The sequence below is a fragment of the Mycobacterium sp. 852002-53434_SCH5985345 genome (genome assembly GCF_001667155.1).
Classification (GTDB): Bacteria; Actinomycetota; Actinomycetes; order Mycobacteriales; family Mycobacteriaceae; genus Mycobacterium.
Genome location: NZ_LZIE01000042.1, coordinates 56,308 through 75,231, shown reverse-complemented (window position 1 = coordinate 75,231; position 18,924 = coordinate 56,308). Strand labels below are relative to the sequence as shown.

The 18,924-nt window shown below is 66.1% G+C and carries 12 protein-coding genes; 7 read left to right on the top strand and 5 right to left on the bottom strand.

Annotated features, from left to right (window positions below; genetic code table 11):
- The first annotated feature begins 39 nt into the window (after nucleotides 1-39).
- The 4 genes from pks2 to A5756_RS09285 are packed head-to-tail and all read left to right on the top strand — an operon-like array spanning nucleotide 40 to nucleotide 9,843.
- The gene (pks2, locus tag A5756_RS09300) at nucleotides 40-6,414 is read left to right on the top strand and encodes a sulfolipid-1 biosynthesis phthioceranic/hydroxyphthioceranic acid synthase (RefSeq protein ID WP_304441117.1); all 6,375 of its coding nucleotides are present in this window, start codon (nucleotides 40-42) and stop codon (nucleotides 6,412-6,414) included.
- Nucleotides 6,405-7,871 (top strand): acyltransferase, encoded by a 1,467-nt coding sequence (locus A5756_RS09295; protein WP_066951044.1) that lies wholly within the window; start codon nucleotides 6,405-6,407, stop codon nucleotides 7,869-7,871. The genes pks2 and A5756_RS09295 overlap by 10 nt, the downstream gene beginning before the upstream one ends.
- Before the next feature lie 17 nt (nucleotides 7,872-7,888).
- A complete protein-coding gene (locus tag A5756_RS09290) occupies nucleotides 7,889-9,145 on the top strand; it encodes a glycosyltransferase (protein WP_066951040.1) in 1,257 nt (418 codons plus the stop codon).
- On the top strand, nucleotides 9,142-9,843 hold the full coding sequence (locus A5756_RS09285; RefSeq protein ID WP_082948197.1) for a GAP family protein: 702 nt from the start codon (nucleotides 9,142-9,144) through the stop codon (nucleotides 9,841-9,843). The genes A5756_RS09290 and A5756_RS09285 overlap by 4 nt, the downstream gene beginning before the upstream one ends.
- Nucleotides 9,844-9,857: 14 nt before the next feature.
- Here the strand turns inward: A5756_RS09285 and A5756_RS09280 are convergent, their stop codons facing one another.
- The gene (locus A5756_RS09280) at nucleotides 9,858-10,907 is read right to left on the bottom strand and encodes a rhamnan synthesis F family protein (RefSeq protein ID WP_066951032.1); all 1,050 of its coding nucleotides are present in this window, start codon (nucleotides 10,905-10,907) and stop codon (nucleotides 9,858-9,860) included.
- Between the two features lie 58 nt (nucleotides 10,908-10,965).
- Entirely contained in the window at nucleotides 10,966-12,684 is a 1,719-nt protein-coding gene (locus tag A5756_RS09275; RefSeq protein ID WP_066951028.1) for an AMP-binding protein, read from the bottom strand.
- Nucleotides 12,685-12,769: 85 nt separating this feature from the next.
- On the opposite strand from A5756_RS09275, the gene A5756_RS09270 reads away from it, so the two are divergent.
- Complete coding sequence (locus A5756_RS09270; protein WP_231989299.1) at nucleotides 12,770-13,570, top strand: phthiotriol/phenolphthiotriol dimycocerosates methyltransferase; 801 nt, start codon at nucleotides 12,770-12,772, stop codon at nucleotides 13,568-13,570.
- Between the two features lie 122 nt (nucleotides 13,571-13,692).
- Nucleotides 13,693-16,866, top strand: coding sequence for an adenylate/guanylate cyclase domain-containing protein (locus A5756_RS09265; protein WP_066951025.1), 3,174 nt, complete (start codon nucleotides 13,693-13,695; stop codon nucleotides 16,864-16,866).
- Between the two features lie 12 nt (nucleotides 16,867-16,878).
- On the opposite strand, the gene cwsA is transcribed toward A5756_RS09265, so the two are convergent.
- The gene (gene cwsA / locus A5756_RS09260) at nucleotides 16,879-17,313 is read right to left on the bottom strand and encodes a cell wall synthesis protein CwsA (protein ID WP_066951022.1); all 435 of its coding nucleotides are present in this window, start codon (nucleotides 17,311-17,313) and stop codon (nucleotides 16,879-16,881) included.
- A 129-nt stretch (nucleotides 17,314-17,442) separates the two neighbouring features.
- Between cwsA and A5756_RS09255 the strand changes: the two genes are divergently transcribed.
- Nucleotides 17,443-17,991 (top strand): peptidylprolyl isomerase, encoded by a 549-nt coding sequence (locus tag A5756_RS09255; RefSeq protein WP_066951018.1) that lies wholly within the window; start codon nucleotides 17,443-17,445, stop codon nucleotides 17,989-17,991.
- 23 nt (nucleotides 17,992-18,014) lie between these two features.
- Here A5756_RS09255 and A5756_RS09250 read toward each other — a convergent pair whose 3' ends face one another.
- Entirely contained in the window at nucleotides 18,015-18,440 is a 426-nt protein-coding gene (locus A5756_RS09250) for a PH domain-containing protein (protein ID WP_066951015.1), read from the bottom strand.
- Between the two features lie 155 nt (nucleotides 18,441-18,595).
- The gene (crgA, locus tag A5756_RS09245; protein ID WP_066951011.1) at nucleotides 18,596-18,877 is read right to left on the bottom strand and encodes a cell division protein CrgA; all 282 of its coding nucleotides are present in this window, start codon (nucleotides 18,875-18,877) and stop codon (nucleotides 18,596-18,598) included.
- Nucleotides 18,878-18,924 lie beyond the last annotated feature (47 nt).

The window sequence follows — 18,924 nt, the reverse complement described above, 5'->3', positions numbered from 1 at the left end:
GTTCGGGTCAATATCAAGGGTGCGTGCGCGGGGCGGGCTGTGTCTTCCCACCCGATAGCCACGCCTGTCGCGGTCATCGGGATGGCGTGCCGCCTGCCCGGAGGCATCGAATCTCCAGAACAGTTTTGGGAGGCGTTGCTGCGCGGCGACGACCTTGTCACCGAAATCCCACCGGACCGGTGGGACGCCGACGAGTTCTACGATCCCCAACCCGGTGTGCCCGGTCGGTCCGTCTGCAAATGGGGCGCGTTCCTCGATGACGTGGCCGGCTTCGACCCGGAGTTCTTCGGCATCACCGACAACGAGGCGACCGCGATGGACCCGCAGCACCGACTGCTGCTGGAAACCTCGTGGGAGGCCATGGAGCACGGCGGTCTGACCCGCAAGACGCTGGCCGGCTCGCGCACCGGCGTCTTCATGGGACTGATGCACGACGACTACCAATTCGTGCACGCCGAGGCCGACGCCCTGGAGGGCCCGTACGGCTACATGGGCAATAGCTTCGCCATGGGTTCCGGGCGCGTTGCGTACACGATGGGGCTGCGCGGTCCCGCGATGACAGTGGATACCGCCTGCTCGTCCGGCCTTGCAGCGGTGCATATCGCGTGTCGCAGCTTGCACGACGGCGAAAGCGACATGGCACTCGCGGGCGGCGCCTCGGTGTCGTTCGAGCCGCGCAAATCATGCTCGGGTTCTGCCATCGGAATGCTTTCTGCGACGGGGCACTGCCGGGCGTTCGATATCGCCGCCGACGGGTTCGTGGCCGGCGAGGGCTGCGTCGTGCTGTTGCTCAAGCGGCTGCCGGACGCCTTGCGCGCCGGTGACCGAATCTTGGCGGTACTCCGCGGCACCGCCGCCAACCAGGACGGCCACACGGTGAACATCGTGACGCCGTCACGGGCCGCGCAGGTCGAGGCCTATCGGGCGGCGTTGTCGGCGGCGGATGTGGACGCCCGCACCGTCGGACTGGTGGAAGCACACGGTCCCGGCACCCCCGTGGGGGATCCCGTCGAATACGCCAGCTTGGCGGAGGTGTACGGCGTCGACGGGCCGTGCGCCCTCGCGTCGGTCAAGACGAACTTCGGGCACACCCAATCGGCGGCCGGAGCGCTCGGGCTGATGAAGGCCGTGCTGGCGCTGCAGCACGGCGTGATCCCGCGCAACCTGCACTTCACGCGCCTGCCCGACCAGATGGCCGAGATCAAGACCAACCTTTTTGTGCCGCAGGCTAATACACCGTGGCCCAGCAACGGTCAGCGCGGACCACGTCGAGCGGCGGTCTCGTCGTACGGGTTCTCGGGAACCAATGTGCACGCCATCGTCGAGCAGGCGCCCCTGACGCCCGCACCGGGCGATGCCCCGCCCATCCCCGTGATCGACGGCGCGCTGCTTTTCCCGCTGTCCGCCACATCGCCCGACGGGCTGCGGCAAACCGCGAGGAGGCTCGCGGACTGGGTCGACAAACACGCGCCGGAGCTTGCGGCATCGGACGTGGCGTACACGCTCGCGCGGCGGAGGGCGCATCGGACGGTGCGCACGGCGGTCATCGCCGGCACCCTCGGCGAGCTGACCGAAGGTCTGCGCGGGGTCGCCGCCGGCGAGTTCCCGTATCAGCCGGCGGTCGGGCAGGACGACCGGGGTCCGGTCTGGCTGTTCTCCGGCCAGGGCTCGCAGTGGGCGTCGATGGGCGCCGAGCTGCTCGCGACCGAGCCGGTGTTCGCGGCGACGGTCGCCACGGTGGAGCCGCTGATCGCCCGGGAATCGGGATTCTCCGTCACCCAAGCGATTTCGGTGCCCGCAACGGTTACCGGGATCGATCGCATCCAGCCCGCGCTGTTCACGATGCAGGTCGCGCTGGCGGCCACGATGAGGGCCTACGGCGTGCGGCCGGGGGCCGTGATCGGCCACTCGATGGGTGAGGTCGCGGCCGCGGTTGTGGCGGGGGCGTTGGTGCTGGAGGACGGCGTACGCGTGATCTGCCGCCGCTCGCGGCTGATGGCGACGATCGCCGGCTCCGGTGCGATGGCGTCGGTGGAACTGCCGGCCGAGCAGGTGCTCCTGGAACTCATGGCTCGCGGCGTCGACGACGTCGTGCTGGCAGTGGTGGCCTCGCCGCAGTCCACGGTGGTCGGCGGCGCCGCGCAGGCCGTGCGAGATCTGGTCGCCGGGTGGGAGCAGCGCGACGTGGCGGCGCGCGAAATCGCCGTCGACGTGGCCTCGCACTCCCCCCAGGTTGATCCGATCCTCGACGAACTGTCCGACGTCCTGGCAGGGCTCGACCCCAGGACACCCGACGTGCCCTTCTACTCCTCGACCGCCTTCGACCCGCGCGAGCAGCCAGTGTGTGACGCCTGGTACTGGTCGGACAATCTGCGCCACATGGTGCGTTTCGCCGCCGCTGTGCAGGCGGCGTTGGAGGACGGCTACCGGGTATTCGCGGAGTTGGCCCCACATCCGCTACTCACCCATGCGGTCGAACAGACTGCGGGCAGCCTCGGTATGCCGCTGGCCGCCCTCGCTGCCATGCGCCGCGAGCAGGAGCCTCGGCACGGGCTGCGCGGCTTGCTGGCGGATCTGCACAGTGCGGGCGCGGCCGTCGACTTCTCGGTCCTCTACCCCGAGGGGCGGCTGGTGGACGTTCCGCTCCCGTCCTGGAGCCGCCGCCCACTGCTGCTGAATCGCGGCGGTCAGGATTCGCGGGCACGAGGCGCCTGGACCGTTCCGGTGCATCCACTAATGGGGCCGCACGTGCGATTACCCGAGGAACCCGAGCGCCACGTCTGGCAAGGCGAGGTCGGAACCGCGACGCAGCCGTGGCTGGGCGACCACCGCATACACAACGTCGCGGTTCTCCCGGGGGCGGCGTACTGCGAGATGGCATTGGCCGCGGCGCGCACGATCTTCGGCGAAAAGTCGGAGGTCCGCGATATCACTTTCGAGGCGACGCTGCTCTTGGACGCCGAGACTCCGGTCTCCGCGGACGCGTCGGTGAACGCGCCCGGCATCGCCGATTTCGTGGTGCAGAGCTTTCAGGAGCGCAAGCCGGTCCGGCGGGCGACGGGGGTGCTGCGGGCGCGAGGACGGGAGGACCGTCCAGCCGCCTACGACATTGCGGCCCTGCTCGCGACCCACTCGTGCCGGCTGGATGGCGCCGTATTACGGCAGCAGTTCGACGACCATGGTTTGCAGTATGGCGCGGCCTTCGCCGGACTGGCCACGGCCTACACCGCGGGCGAGGGCGGCGGGACGGTGCTGGCGGAGGTCGCGCTGCCCGGCGCCATCCGCTCGCAACACAGCGCCTACGGCATCCACCCCGCCTTACTTGATGCCTGCTTTCAATCGGTTGCGGCGCACCCCGCGGCCCGGGTTGCGGGTAGCGCCGGTCTGCTGCTGCCGCTTGGCGTACGCGGTGTTCGGCTCTACGCCCCTACCCGCGGCGCGCGCTACTGCTACACGAAGGTCTCCACGGCCGACGGGGCCGGCCTCGAGGCCGACCTCGACGTGCTTGACGAACACGGGACAGTGCTGCTGGCCGTGAGCGGACTGCAAGTCAGCACAGGGGCCGCCGAGGGCGCCCATCGCGATCGCGTGCTGAACGAGCGACTCCTGACCATCGAGTGGACACCGCGAGCGCTGCCCGACGTGGAGCACGTCAGCCGGGAATCATGCTTGCTGATCAGCACTTCCGCCACCGCGGACGTGACGGCGACCAGCCTGGCCGATGCGTTGAAATCCGGGGGAACCGACTGCATCACCATGACCTGGCCGCAGCACTGCGATCACCGGGCCAACTCGGAATCGCTGGGTGCGCATCTTGGTGCCCGCGGGGTCGGCGGGGTGGTCATCCTCACCGGCCCGAAAAACGGCAACCCCGAGGAGGAGTGCGCTGGCCGTGGCGGGGACTATGTGCGGCATCTGGTGCGAATTGCCCGGCAGATCACGGAGATCGACCGCGAGCCGCCGCGTCTGTACGTCGTAACGCGCAACGCCCAGGCCGTCGTGCCTGGGGACGTGAACAACCTGGAGCAGGCCGGGCTCCGTGGCCTGGTGCGAGCCATCAACACTGAATATCCACACCTGCGCGCGAGCCAGATCGACATGGACGAAGACACGGACGCCGAGCAACTGGCCAGACAACTGTTGGGGCCTTCGGACGAGGACGAGACGGCTTGGCGGAACGGCCAGTGGCACACCGCGCGCGTGACTCCTGGGCCGCTGCGGCCTGAGGACCGGAGAACCGCCGTGGCGGATCACCCCCACGACGGGATGCGCATGCAGATCCGGACGCCTGGCGATCTGGAAACGCTGGAACTGGCCGCTTTTCAACGAGTTCCGCCGGGTCGGGGGGAGATCGAGGTTGCGGTCACCGCATCGAGCGTCAACTTCTCCGACATCCTGATCGCCGCCGGCCAGCACCCTGGTGACGATGGGGATGCACGACAGTTGGGCAGGGACTTCGCCGGAGTCGTCACCGCGGTTGGTCCCGAAGTCTCCACCCATCGGGTGGGTGATCTTGTCGGCGGTTTCTCTGCAACCGGTTGCTGGGCAACGTTTGTCACCTGTGACGCCCGGCTGGCCGCGACGCTGCCACCGGGTCTCACCGCTGACCAGGCGGCTGCGGTGACCACTCCGCACGCCGTGGCCTGGCACGCGTTACACGATCAGGCCAGGATCGCCACCGGTGACCGGGTGTTGATCCATTCCGCAGCCGGCAGCGTGGGACGCGCGGCGATCGCGATCGCCCACGCCGCGGGAGCCGAAGTCTTCGCCACGGCCGGCAGTGAGCAGCGGCGTGAGCTGTTGCGCAACATGGGGATCCAGCATGTCTATGACTCCCGTCGCATCGAGTTCACGGAGCAGATCCGCCGCGACACCGGCGGATATGGTGTCGACATCGTGCTCAACTCGCTGTCGGGGGCCGCGCAACGCGCGGGCCTCGAGGCGTTGGCCGCCGGTGGCCGATTTGTGGAAATCGGCAAGCAGGACGTTTGTGCGAACACCCGACTGGAGCTTTTCCCATTCCATCGCAACCTCACCTTCCACTACGTCGATCTGACGTTGATGTCGCAGAGCCACCCGGAGCGGGTGGGCGGATTGCTTAGCACGGTGTATCGCCTTGTCGCAGAGCATGAGCTGCCGTTGCCGGACATCACTCACTACGCGCTCGGAGATGCCACCGCGGCTCTACGCGTGAAAAGCGAGGCGGAGCACACGGGCAGGGTTCTACTCGATATGCCCAAGACCGGTCACACCAACGTCGTGGTACCGCCCGGTCAGAGCCCGACTTTCCGCAACGACGGCTCATACATCATCACCGGCGGCCTGGGCGGGATCGGGCTCTTCCTTGCCGAAAAGATGGCCGCGGCCGGCTGTGGCCGCATCGTGTTGAGCTCGCGATCGCAACCGAATGCCAGGGCGTTGGAGACGATCGAACTCATCCGCGCGATGGGCACCGACATCGAGGTGGACTGCGGCGACATCGCCGAAGCCGGCACGGCGACGCGCTTGGTGGCGACGGCGACTGCCACCGGCCTGCCGTTGCGGGGGGTGTTGCACGCCGCCGCGGTATTCGAGAACGCGATGCTCGCCACCACGAGCGACGAGCTGATCGACCGCAACTGGGCTCCGAAGGTATTCGGGGCGTGGAACTTACACCGGGCGACGGCCGCTCTCGCCCTGGACTGGTTCTGCTTGTTCTCCTCGGCGGTAGGTCTGGTGGGCTCGCCCGGACAATCGGCGTACGCCGCCGCGAACAGCTGGCTGGACGCGTTCGCGCGGTGGCGCCGAGCCCGCGGCCTTCCCGCCACCGCGATCGGGTGGGCGCTATGGGCCGAGGTCGGCCGCGCCGCCGAGCTCAGGTCCGCGACCGGCGAAGACGTGGCCCCCGGGCAGGACGGCGAAGGCACCGCGATCGCGCACTGGCGCGACACGGCTTTCACCGCCGACGAGGGCGCCTACGCGTTTCAAGCACTCCTGCGCCACGACCGCGCGTACGCCGGGTATGCAAAGCTGACGGGCACCCCGTGGTTCGCCGCCTACGCGCAACGCAGCAGGTTCGCTGAATTGTTCCGCTCCAGGGGCCAAAGCTCGACGGACGCAAGCGAATTGCTGGGCGAGTTGAAGGCCCTGTCGCCGGAAGACCGGCCCGTTCGGCTCCGCCGCATGGTCTCCGACGCCGTGAGCCTGATTCTGCGGCGCACCATCGACCCGGATCACCCGCTCTCCGAGTATGGCCTCGACTCGATGGGCAACCTTGAGCTGCGCACCCGTATCGAGGCGGAAACAGGGGTGCGCGTCACCACCAACGACATCACCACCATTCGGGGTCTGGCCGGGCTACTGTGTGAAACCCTTTCTGCAACTGCCGACCGCGGTTCCGGCGCAAGCGGACAGAAGGAGGAAGAGTGTTCGTAGGTGCGGGGCCGGCGCGCGGGTTGTTCGTGGGAACGGTTCATGACTGGGTGCCCGAGTCGGGCAGGATCGTGTCCTGGGAAGCCTCACCGTCCTCCCTCGAGAAGGCCCGGCAGGCGCCGATAAGCGATGTGCCGCTGAGCGCCATGCAGGAAGCCCACCTGCGCGGCTTTTCCCGCTACGCGGCCCGCGGGCTCGACTATGCCCGGCTGGTCATCGGGTGCGGCGACGAACCCGGCCGGTGCGACGTCCGTGCCATGAGCTACGTCATCAATGCACACCTGCGCCGACACAAGACGTATCACAGTTGGTTCGCATACCAAGACGCGGAATGCATTGTGCGGCATACCATCGATGATCCCGCCGATATCGAGTTCGTTCCGACCCGGCGTGACACGATGACACCGACCGAGTGGCGTCAGTTCGTGCTGTCCACCCCCGACCCGGTGCAATGGGACTGCTTCAGGTTCGGCATCATCCAGCGCGCGGACCACTTCACCTTCTTCGCGATCGTCGATCACGTGCACTGTGACCCGACGATCATCTCGGGGTTGTACACGGAAATCTTGATGAACTACCGCAGCCTGATCACCGGGGGCGCGCTCGGTTCGTCACCATCGCCCGCCAGTCACGACGATTTCTGCATGCGAGAGAAGCAACACCTGGCCAGCCTGGCGGCGTCTTCCCCCGAGGTGCGGAGGTGGATCGAATTCGCCGAACGGAACGGCGGAACGCTACCGGACTTCCCCCTGCCGCTCGGCGACTTGTCCGTGCCTTCCGGTGGCGACCTCGTCGTCCAGCGCCTGATGGGTCAGGAACAGACCGCCGCATTCGAATCACTCTGCATCCGAGCGGCCGCGCGCATCAGCGGGGGCCTGTTCGCCTGTGTGGCTCTCGCGCAGTACGAGTTGACCGGCGCGACGACGTATTACGGGCTCGCGCCGATCGACAAACGCAGGACCCTCGCGGAATTCTCGACCATGGGATGGTTCACCGGCGTGGTTCCGTTCACCGTCCCCGTCGACCCGGCATCTTTTGCAGAGACCGCGCGCGCCGCGCAGGCGTCCTTCGACTCGAATCTGGATCTCGCGAATGTGTCGTTCAACGACGTGCTGAAGTTGGCGCCCTGGCTCAGGGAGTGGGGACCGAATTGCACCATGGTCAATTACATGGATGCCGGCCTGCCGCCCTTTTCCGCCACCGTCGCTTCCCAGATGAAGAACGCGAACGTCAAAATCTATTGCGACCCAAGGGATCCGGCTCACTTGTATATTTCGGTGATCCGGCTCTTCGACGAGGTGTCGATTTGGGTGAATTTCCCGAACAATCCGGTGGCGAGGGACTCCGTGACCCGATTTCTGAACGCGCTGACAGCGGTATTCAAGCGCGTCTTGGCGGACGACGGTTCGAGTGCGGCAAGGACCGAGGTCACGGATCTTGCCTACGCGGACGACGATTGACGGGGCCGGTTGCGTCGATGAAAGTTGTCTTGGCGGCCCACGGAACGCGCGGCGATGTCGAGCCCTGCGCCGCTGTCGGCCTTGAGCTGATGCGGCGAGGGCACGAAGTACGCGTGGCGGCGCCGCCCGACCTGATTGGCTTTGTGGAGTCGGCCGGGCTTGTTGCGGTCGGGTACGGGCCGGATTCGCAGGAGCAGGTCAAGGCGCTCGCGGATTTCCACCACCACGCCTTCAAGCCGCAAAACCCGATCAACTTGGTCCGCGCGGGCAAGGAGCTTTTCATCGAGGGTTGGGCGCAGATGAGTTCGACGCTGACTTCGGTGGCGGACGGGGCCGACGTACTGGTAACCGGCCAGACGTACCACGGGGTCGTCGCCAATGTGGCGGAGTACTACGACATTCCAGTGGCTGCGCTTCACCACATGCCGATCTGCGTCAATGGCCAGCTGGCTCTTCCGTCGATACCATCGCCGGCTCCCCTGGTCCGCGCTACGTTGAGGACGGCGTGGTGGCTGTACTGGCTTATCACCCAGGAGGTCGATGACGCGCAACGCCGTCAACTGGGCCTACCGCGGGCAACGGCCCCCGCGGCGAAACGGATGGCGCAACGCGGATCGCTCGAAATCCAGGCCTACGACGGAGCGTGTTTTCCGGGCCTGTCGAAGGAATGGAACGGCCGCCGGCCGTTCGTCGGCGCGCTCACGATGGAATTACCGACGCATGACGACGGTGAGGTGGCTTCGTGGGCTACCGCGGGAACGCCCCCCATCTACTTCGGGTTTGGCAGCACACCGGTCCGGTCGCCCGCCGACGCGATCGCCATGATCGCCGCGGCCTGCGCGGACCTCGGCGAACGGGCCTTGGTGTATTCGGGCGCGACCAGCCCACACTGCACGCCGCATTCCGACCGAATACGACTGGTGGGCCCGCTGAATTACACCGTCACCCTTCCGCTCTGCCGCGCGATTGTTCACCACGGTGGCGGGGGCACCACGGCCGCCGGTCTGCGAGCCGGAATTCCCATGCTGATCCTCTGGGACGTGGCCGAGCAGCCGCTGTGGGCCGCGCAGGTCACCCGGATGCGAGTTGGCCGATCCCAGCGCCTGGTGAGCACCACCGTGGAATCGCTCGTGAGACACCTCCGTGAAATCCTTGCGCCGCAATACACGGCCCGGGCTCGCGATTTCGCCGGTCGCATGACCAAGCCTGCCGAAAGCATCAGCGCGGCAGCCGATCTCGTGGAGGCGGTCGCCCGCGGGGAGCGTGTTCGATGATGTGGGGAACGGTGCTGCCGATCGCTCTTTGGCTGTCGCTCGACCCGACGCGTCTGGTCGTCGGCGGAATCTTGATGTCACGCCCCCGGCCCCGACACAACCTCCTTGCCTACTGGTGGGGCGGCATGACAGCGGGCCTGGGCCCGGCCGTCGGCGCCTTCGTACTTCTGCGGAATTCCCCACCGACGGTTATGGAAGATGCGAAGACTACGGTCATGCGCTTCACGGGCGCCTACTTCCAGATCGCGGTCGGCGTGCTTGCGCTGGCGATCGCGACAGGAGTGTGGGCGTACCGCGGCGCCCCGTCGTCCTCAGGCCAGCAATTGCCCCGACCGACCGCGGCCGCCCGGCTCACGGCGCGCATCCGGCGCGCGTTGCAGGGCGGAAATCCGTGGGTGGCGTTCGGGATCGGACTGATGACGACCGTGCCACTCGCCGATTATCTCGTGGTCCTCATCATCATCGCCTCCTCGAGAGCAGCCATCGGCGCTCAACTCGGCGCAGTCGTGATATTCATCGTCGTGGTGCTCGCTCTCGTCGAGGTCCCCCTCGTCAGTTATCTTGTCGCACCGGCGCAGACGCAGCAGGCGATGGTCCAGCTGCAAAGGTGGTTCGCCACTCACCGTCGACGGCTTCTGATCGCGGCACCCGCTCTCGCTGGGATCATGCTGTTGGCCGCGGGTGTCAGCAGCCTCTGAACCGCCAGCGTCGTTCATTTCGAACGGGGCAGCCTCCGGCGGGGAGCTTCGGTGCGCCCAGCGTAGGTCCACCCAGCCGTCGGCCGGGCGTAGCCGCTAACCAAGGAGGGCGCTCTCCGGCCCAGCCGGTCCACGTGCGCCTGGATGAGCTCGAACGGGTAGTCGGTGTGTCGCTCGATGACATCGCGCACGTTCGCCATGGACGCGTGCCACGGCATGTCGTATCGCGCCAGGTTGGTCTTGAGGAAAGGGAACCGGAAGTCCTTGATGAGTCCGTCCCAAAAGTGCAGGGTCCCGTTATTGCGGCCGGAGCGTTTATTCGCCCACGGATGGGCTGATGAGCGGCCATAGGCGAGTTCGATGGCGGCGGCGGAGACGAACGGGTTGAGGCTGAGGCCCGCCTTGCGAGCCCGCGCAGATATGCCGATCTCGTAGCGCCAGATGACCGTCTGTTTGTGGACCACGTACTGGAAGCCGTTCCAGAAATCCTCGAGAAACGGACGTGTGCGCGGATTGAGATCCCAAGCCAGAAAGAAAGATTGGAGATGGGGAACCAACTGGGTGTTCTCGACCGCGCCGTACATGTCGGCACCGTGAAACGAGCTCAACATGTTTTCGAGGGAAAAGAGCGGACCGAACACGCTGTCATTGGCGACCAGAAACCGGTCGAACTGATCGAGCGACCACCCGCGGTGCGTGAGAACGCACCACGCGAGGTGCCACGATCCGAAATCGTAAGAGAGTGTGCGGCGGGTGTAGATGCCGGCACACAGAGAGCGGATGGAAGCCACGGACTCCGGTGTGAGAGTGGGCGAGCCGGAGACGAAGACAATGGTCGCGCCCTGCTCCCGCAACGCCTTCAGGTAATAGGCGACGTACGGGTCGACGACGCCCTGGGGATCGAAGTGGGCAAACAACGCAAGCGTACGGCGGCCGGGCGGCGGATGCGGCGGAAGCTCTAGGTGGGTTTCGCACAGGAATCGGAAGGCGTTGCCGCCCAGCCGATAACGCGCCGCGGCTGACGCGCGCTCTGCTTCGGTGCGAAGCGAATCCGAAATCTTCATCGCGACCCCGTGGCCTCCGGTGAGTGCTCAGTCGACGTGAAGCGGCCAGCCGCCAGCGCTAGGCATCCAACCGCGCGAACTGATTCTGTTGATAGCGCTCGACGCAGGCCGCTCTTCGGACCTTGCCGCTGGTGGTGATGGGGATCGAACCGGGCGCTACCACAACGAGATCGGCAATGCTCAGTCCGTGCACGGTGGATATCGCGGAAGTGACTTTGCGCTTGACGGCATCGAAACCCGCTTCGCTGGCGTCGGCGCGATTCTTGAACTCGATGATCGCGACGACTTTTTCGGTGCCCTCGGCCGGAACCGAGATTGCTGCGCACCGCCCCGGCGCGATGCTCTGGATCGTTGCCTCGAGGTCGTCGGGAGAGTGGTTGCGGCCGTAGACGATCAATAGATCCTTGATACGGCCGATGATGAACAGTTCGCCGTCGGCGATGAACCCCATATCTCCGGTCCGCAGCCAGGGCCCCTCGGGAGTGCCGGCCGTCGCATCGACAAGCGTTGCGCCGAATTTCTCTTCAGACTCTGGTCGTTTCTGCCAGTAGCCGGACGCGACGTTGTGCCCATGCACCCAGATTTCACCGGTCGTTCCCGCCGGACATTCGATACGTGTCTCCGGATTGACGATGCGCACCATCGGTGAGCGTGGCGCGCCGTAACTGACCAGTGCGGTACCGCCCCCGCTCGCACACCGCTTCGCGAGGCCAGCGGTCAATTCTTCGGAGTCGAAGTGCACGACTTGTGGTGGTTGACCCGCTTCGCGGGTCGCGACGTACAGCGTTGCCTCCGCCATTCCATACGAGGGCCGCAACACCCGCTCCGGGAGGTTGAAGGAGGCGAAGCGCTCGGTGAAGCGTCGCAGCGTCGCGGGCTGGACTCGCTCGCTGCCGTTGAGGATGCTGAGCACGTTTCCCAGATCGAGGCCGGCCAGGTCGTCGTCCGAGGTCTTTCTTGCGGCCAATTCGAAGGCGAAATTAGGCCCCGCCGATAGTGCGTGACTGTTGCAGGCCAGCAACTGCATCCACCGGGCCGGCCGCTGCAGGAACGCCACCGGAGTCGTGAGCACGGTGTGGAACCCCGTCAGCACCGGAAAGATGATTCCGAGATGCAACCCCATGTCGTGGTAGAAGGGCAGCCACGACACCACAGTGGTGTCCGGTGGGGCCACGCCGCCGTGGTCGCCGAAGAAGGCGGCATTGATCTGCCCGAAATTGGCCATGATGTTCCTGTCGGAGACCATCACTCCGGCGGGGGTGCGCGTCGACCCGGACGTGTATTGCAAATAGATGGTGTCGATTGAGCTGTCGACCCGCGCGCGCGGCGCGTTCGTCGAGCCCGGGGCCGGCGAATCAACCGCGACGATCGACGGAACGGAGTCCCCGGCCCCCGCCTCGACATACCGGGCGACGTCGTCCGCGATCGACGATGTCGTGAGGAGGACGGAGGGCGAGGTGTCTTTCAGTACCGCACCGACACGTTCGTCGCTGGCCCCACCGAGTGGAACCGCAATCAGCCCAGCCTGTAATGCGGCAAGGAAGGCGGCGATGTAGTCCAGCCCGTGCGGCGCCAGTATCACTGCGCGCTCCCCCGGCCGCCCGTGAATCCCCAACTGCGGTGCGAGGTTAAGCACTCGCCGGTACAGCTGCGACCATGTCACGCTTTCGGCGATTCCGTTGCGATCCAGCTCGTAATCCATGAACGTGAACGCCGTCCGGTTGGGCTGCAGGCTGGCGCGTTCGCGCAGCAGTGTCGGAATGGGACACTTAAGCATGGGCGTCAGGCTACCCCGGCCATTATCACCGCGTCGGTTTTGCGCCGGACACGATGGGCGGCTGCAACGTACGCCGATAGAGAACGTGATCAGCCGGCTGAACTCCGCGCCAATCTTGGTGGCGCTATTGGATTTGCGCTTCAAATACGGCTATCGGTTTCTCAGCCGCCTCCTCACGAGGGACGACGTCTTATTCCTCAATTACGGATATGAGGAGGATCCGCCGCTGGCCCTGTCGCTGGCGGCGGACGACGAGCGCGATCGGTTTCCCATCCAGCTCTATCACCGCACGGCGACCCAGGTGGATCTCGCCGGCAAGGATGTGCTGGAAGTCAGTTGCGGCCACGGCGGTGGTGCCTCGTATCTGGTGCGAACGCTGCACCCCGCCTCTTACACGGGGTTGGATCTCAATACGGTCGGAATAGACTTCTGCCGAAAGAGGCACGATCTGCCCGGCCTGCAGTTCGTGCAGGGTAACGCGGAAAGCCTGCCCTTCCCCGACGCGTCCTTCGACGCGGTGATCAACGTCGAAGCCGCGATTAATTACCGCAACGTCCGCCGGTTCTTCGCTGAAGTGGAACGCGTGCTGCGGCCGGGCGGGCATTTCCTGTACGCGGATATCCGCTATGCCGACGAAATCGCCACCTGGGAAGCGGACCTGGCCGGCATCTCCCTGCGCCGGATCTCAGAGACGGCGATCAACGCACAGGTCATGCGCGGGTTGGAGCAAAATCGCCTGTTCGACCAAATCACTCGGCGTCTGCCCAACATCGGATTCCTACGTGGCATCGCCGAGGACTATGCAGGGGGGCGCGGTTCGTTGATCTACCGGCGCCTGGAAAACGGCGAGGCTTCCTACCGGTTGTTCAGCTTCGCCAAGAATTGATCCGCCTCGTCTCGAGACTTCATGCCGGCGTCACGCCGTGTGAAGCCAATACTCCCTCGCCCGGTGCACAACGGCCTATTCTTTGAACAGCAAACGCGGGGGCCGGGATTGGCGGAGGTCGGATGGCGGCCGTAGCAACGTGCCAGGCATGCGGCACCGAGCTTTTCGAGAATGCGCGGTTCTGTCACGGATGCGGCTCACCAGTTGCCCAACCCACGGCCCACGCGGAGTACAAGCAGGTGTCGGTGCTGTTCGCCGACGTTGTGCATTCCATGGACATAGCCGCGGCCGTCGGCGCGGAGCGGCTGCGCGAAATCATGGCCGAACTGGTCGACCGCTGCACCGACGTGGTGCACCGCTACGGGGGCACGGTGGACAAGTTCACCGGCGACGGGATCATGGCGGTGTTCGGCGCGCCCGTAGCAATGGAGGACCACGCGGTTCGCGCCTGCCTGACGGCCTTGGGAGTTCAGGAGGAGATCAAGCGGCTCGCGAGCGACGTCCGACAGCGCGACCGTGTGGACCTGCAGTTGCGGGTAGGCCTGAACTCCGGCCAGGTAATAGCGGGCGAAATCGGTTCCGGGCCGTTCCGCTACACCGCGATCGGTGAGCAAGTCGGGATGGCCCAACGGATGGAATCTGTGGCGCCCCCGGGTGAGGTGATGTTGAGCGAATCCACCGCACGTCTCGTTCAGGAAGCCGCCGTGTTGGGCGCCGCCGAGGAGGTGCACATCAAGGGCAGCGATGCCCCGGTGCTGTCCCGTCGCCTGCTCGGCATGACCGGTGGTTGGCAACGAAGCCGGTCCCTGCAGGGCGCCCTGGTAGGACGAGAACTCGAAGTTGCGACGGTCGCGGGCCTCCTGGATCGGTCCTTGAGCGGGCGGGGTTGCGTTATCTGCGTTGCTGGACCACCGGGCATCGGCAAGACGCGCCTCGCTGATGAGGCCATCGCGATGGCGCGGGGGCGCGGTTTCGAGGTGTCAGCAGTCTTCTGTGAGTCGCACACCAGCGACGTCCCCTTTGTCGTGGCGGCACGGCTACTTCGCGAAGCCGCCCGAATAACCGAGCTCGACGACGAGGCGGCGCGCACACAGGTGCGCGCCAGCGTCCCCGATGCGTCCGATGAGGATTTGCTGCTGCTGTATGACTTGATGGGCATTAGAGAACCCGAGACCCTACCCCCCACGATCCGTCCCGATGCGCGGCGCCGGCGGTTGACCGCACTGATCAACTCAATCTCGTTGACGCGCACCCAACCGGTTCTCTACGTCGTCGAGGACGTGCATTGGATCGACGAGGTCAGTGAGTCGCTGCTGGCCGAATTACTCACCATCATCCCCCGAACGCCGTCGATGGTGCTGATCACATACCGGCCCGAATACCGCGGCGTACTGTCTAATGTCCTTGGTGCACAGGCGATCTCGTTGACGCCGCTGAGTGAGTCGGAAACCGCGACGCTGCTTGACGAGTTGTTGGGCACCGATCCGTCGGTCGCCGGGATCAAGTCGCTTGTTGCCGAACGGGCGGGCGGTAACCCGTTTTTCGCACAGGAGATGGCGCGTGAGCTCGCCGAGCGCGGTGTGCTCGAGGGCGACCGTGGCGGTTTCACCTGCACGACAGACCTGGCCGACGTCACCGTTCCGGCGAGCCTGCAGGCCACCATCTCCGCGCGCATCGACCGCCTGGATCCCGATGCCAAGCAGACGTTGAACGCCGCCGCGGTAATTGGCTCGCGCTTCACGCCCGAGTTGCTCGCCGCGGTGGGCAACGCCCCTGCCCTGGACGGGCTTCTCAGCGCCGCGCTGATCGATCAGGTCCGTTTCACACCGGGGGCCGAGTTCGCGTTCCGCCACCCGCTGATCCGGGCGGTCGCCTATGAATCGCAACTGAAATCCGACCGCGCCCAGATGCACCGGCGCCTGGCAGCTGCTATCGAGGCCCGCGGGCCGGAATCCGCCGACCAGAACGCGGCGCTGATCGCCGAACATCTCGAAGCCGCAGGTGACCTTCAGGATGCTTACGGGTGGCATATGCGCGCCGCAACGTGGGCGACTTACCGCGATATCGCCGCGGCACGTCTGGGTTGGGAATCTGCAAGAAGGATCGCCGACGCATTGCCCGCCGAGGACCCGCACCGAGCAGCCATGCGGATCGCCCCGCGCACCATGCTGTGCGCGACCGCCTGGCGCGTCCGGATGAGCGTGGCCGGTGAGCGTTTTGATGAACTGCGGAGGTTGTGCACCGCCGCTGGGGACAAGGCGTCACTGGCGATCGCTATGGCAGCGCTGGTGGCTGATCACACGCACCAGGACCGCGTTGTCGAGGCTTCGCAGCTAGCTTCGGAGGCCGTGACCCTGGTCGAGTCCATCGGCGATCCCACGCTGACGGTAGCGCTGTCCTTCACGCCGATCCGCGCCAAGATGGCAAGCGGCGAGTGGTCGGAGATGCTCCGGCTGTCCCAGCGGGTCATCGACCTGGCCGCCGGTGACCCCGCCAAGGGCAACCTGCTTTTCGGGTCTCCCCTGGCCCTCGCCTACGCGCAACGGGCCATCGCCCGTTACGCACTGGGTCGCCCGGGATGGCGAGAGGACCTGCGGCGCGGGCTGACCGTGGCGCAGGGCGCCGACTCCCTGTCCTACGTCACCCTCGTGAGCTATGTGTACTCCGCGGGGATACCGGCCGGCGCGCTGCGGCCCGACGAATCCACGGTGCGGGAGATCGAGGATGCGTTAACCATCGCCGAACGATCCGGCGACAACCTCCAGTTGGGTTTCGCCTGGTTGACCCTGGGCCTTGCGCTGGTGCACCGCCACACGGATGCCGAGCGTGATCGCGGGCAGAAGTTGCTGGCGGAGGTCCACGAGGTTTTCCTGCGCGGGGGCCACTTCCTGTGCGATCTACAGCTGCTCGACGCGTATGTGGCCCGTGAGACGGCCCGCCGAGGGGATCGCGATCAAGCGATACCGCAGATGCGCGCCGCGGTCGACCATCTCGCCCGTGGCGGCCAACTCCTGTCTTGGGGAATTCCGGCGACGTCGGTTCTGGTGGAGACCTTGCTAGACCGCGGGACCGAATGTGACGTTGCCGAAGCCGGGGCCGCAATCGAGCGGTTGGCGGACGCACCGGCCGATGAGGGCCTGGCGATACGTGAAATTTGGCTGCAGCGGCTGCGCGCCCTTCTGGCGCGGGCGCGGGGCGATATGGAGGCCTACTCGCGGCTCAGAGATCGCTACCGCGACATGGCGAGAACGCTTGGCTTCGAAGGACACACCGACTGGGCCGAGGCGATGCCATAGGGCCGGCCGTCGTCAGGGGCGCGGCTGCACCTCGACACTCGGCGGCCGTGACTGCGGCTCCTGGGGTTTCGCACGAACCGATCGCCGCACCAGGCTGAACGCGACCGCGCCGCCGGCGAGGATCACGACGGCCGCGCCCGCGAACACCAACGGACGCCTGCTCCGGCGCTGCGCCCGCCGCGCGTCCTGCAGCGCCTGAGGCAGGTTCGAAACCACCTCCTGCGCGGCGGCCAACTCTTGGGCGAGCGTCTCTTGGGCCGCGGCGAGTTCCTTGGCCAGGCGCCCCTCTTGGTATTTGCGACGGAGCTGCGCTGCGGTCGACTGAGCAGACTGGACGCTCAGGCCGACGACTCCCCTGGTGACGTCCACTGGTCCCACTGTCGAGTAAGTCAGCCCGCGAGCCAGTCGCTCACGCGGGCTCAGCCGGGATTCCGCCTTTGCGCTCATCTGCCGCCTTTCTGTGCGTGCTGAACAGACTGCCAGCATAGGGACGTCGGCGGAACCGTTGTGCGCGCGACGCAGTTTCGGCGGCGGCTCGGCTTGAGCGACACCGGGTGTGGGCATGCCCCGCGCGTAATGGCAGACTCTCATGCCGTGACCAACAGCCCCCATCAGACCGCTACCGCCACGCTCCACACCAACCGCGGCGACATCAAAGTCGCCCTGTTCGGCAACCACGCGCCCAAGACCGTCGCCAACTTCGTTGGCCTGGCGCAGGGCACCAAGGAGTACTCGACCCAGAACGCATCGGGCGGGTCCTCCGGTCCGTTCTACGATGGCGCGGTCTTCCACCGGGTGATCCAGGGCTTCATGATCCAGGGCGGCGACCCGACCGGCACCGGTCGCGGCGGCCCCGGCTACAAGTTCGCCGACGAGTTCCACCCCGAACTTCAATTCGACAAGCCGTACCTGCTGGCGATGGCGAATGCGGGCCCGGGCACCAACGGCTCGCAATTCTTCATCACGGTCGGCAAGACACCCCACCTGAACCGGCGGCACACCATCTTCGGCGAAGTGACGGACCCGGAATCGCAGCGAGTGGTCGAGGCGATCGCGACGACGTCCACCGACGCCAACGACCGCCCGACCGAGCCGGTGGTCATCGAGTCGATCACCATCACGTAAGCCGGGCCACCGGCCGCTTTCGATCAGTGCGGGTGACGGCCCGCGTAACCGGCGGCGGTCAGCGCGTCGAGCACCTCGAGCGGGTCCGTCCCGAGGTCCCAGCGAGAGAACAGAACCAGCCCGCCGTCGGCGGTCTCGACCTCAAGTAGCCGGTTTTTGCGTCCGTAGCGCCGGAACTCGGTGATTCGGATGATCTTGATGTCGTCGGGTCGTAATACCTGCGTCCGGAACCATCCCCGGAGCAACAAGCCGTCGGCGGTAATTGCCAGCTTCGGCCGCGCGCGCCACGTCGCGCCCGCAAACAAGATCAGACCCACCGCGGCAATCCCCGTGAGAATCCGCCCCGGCGCGTCTGTGACCACGGTCACACTGGCGATAGCCATCAGAACACCGGCGGCCCCACAACCAGCGATTCCAGGCGTGCGCGGCTCCCACTGTGTTTGCTGCATGCGCCGTTCAGCCCCTCCCACCACGGCCTATGGAGTTATCCACAGACGCTATCAACAGTGGGGATAAATCACACGCGTGTGATTGGGGGGTGGGAATGTTGCTGGCGCGGTAACGGAGCAACCCGAAAATGAATTCATTCCGCGGCTGATGTCGCTCAGTGCCAGCGCATCGTCAGCAACAAACCCGTGATCATGAAAGCGAACGCGATGGCGTAGTTCCATGGACCGAGTTGCGCCATCCAGTTGAGGGCGGTCGGCGCCTGGCTGCCCACGGCGGCCAGCTGAAACACCATCAACCAGACGAGCCCGATCAGCATCAGGCCGACGAACAAGGCAACGAACCAGACGCTGGACGGTCCCACCTTCACCTTCACCGGCGTGCGGCTGACCGCGCCGACGGCGAAGTCGTTCTTCTTGCGGACCTTGGACTTGGGCATGATTACCTCAACAAGACGGTGAGTGGGACGGGTGCAACGATAAAGAC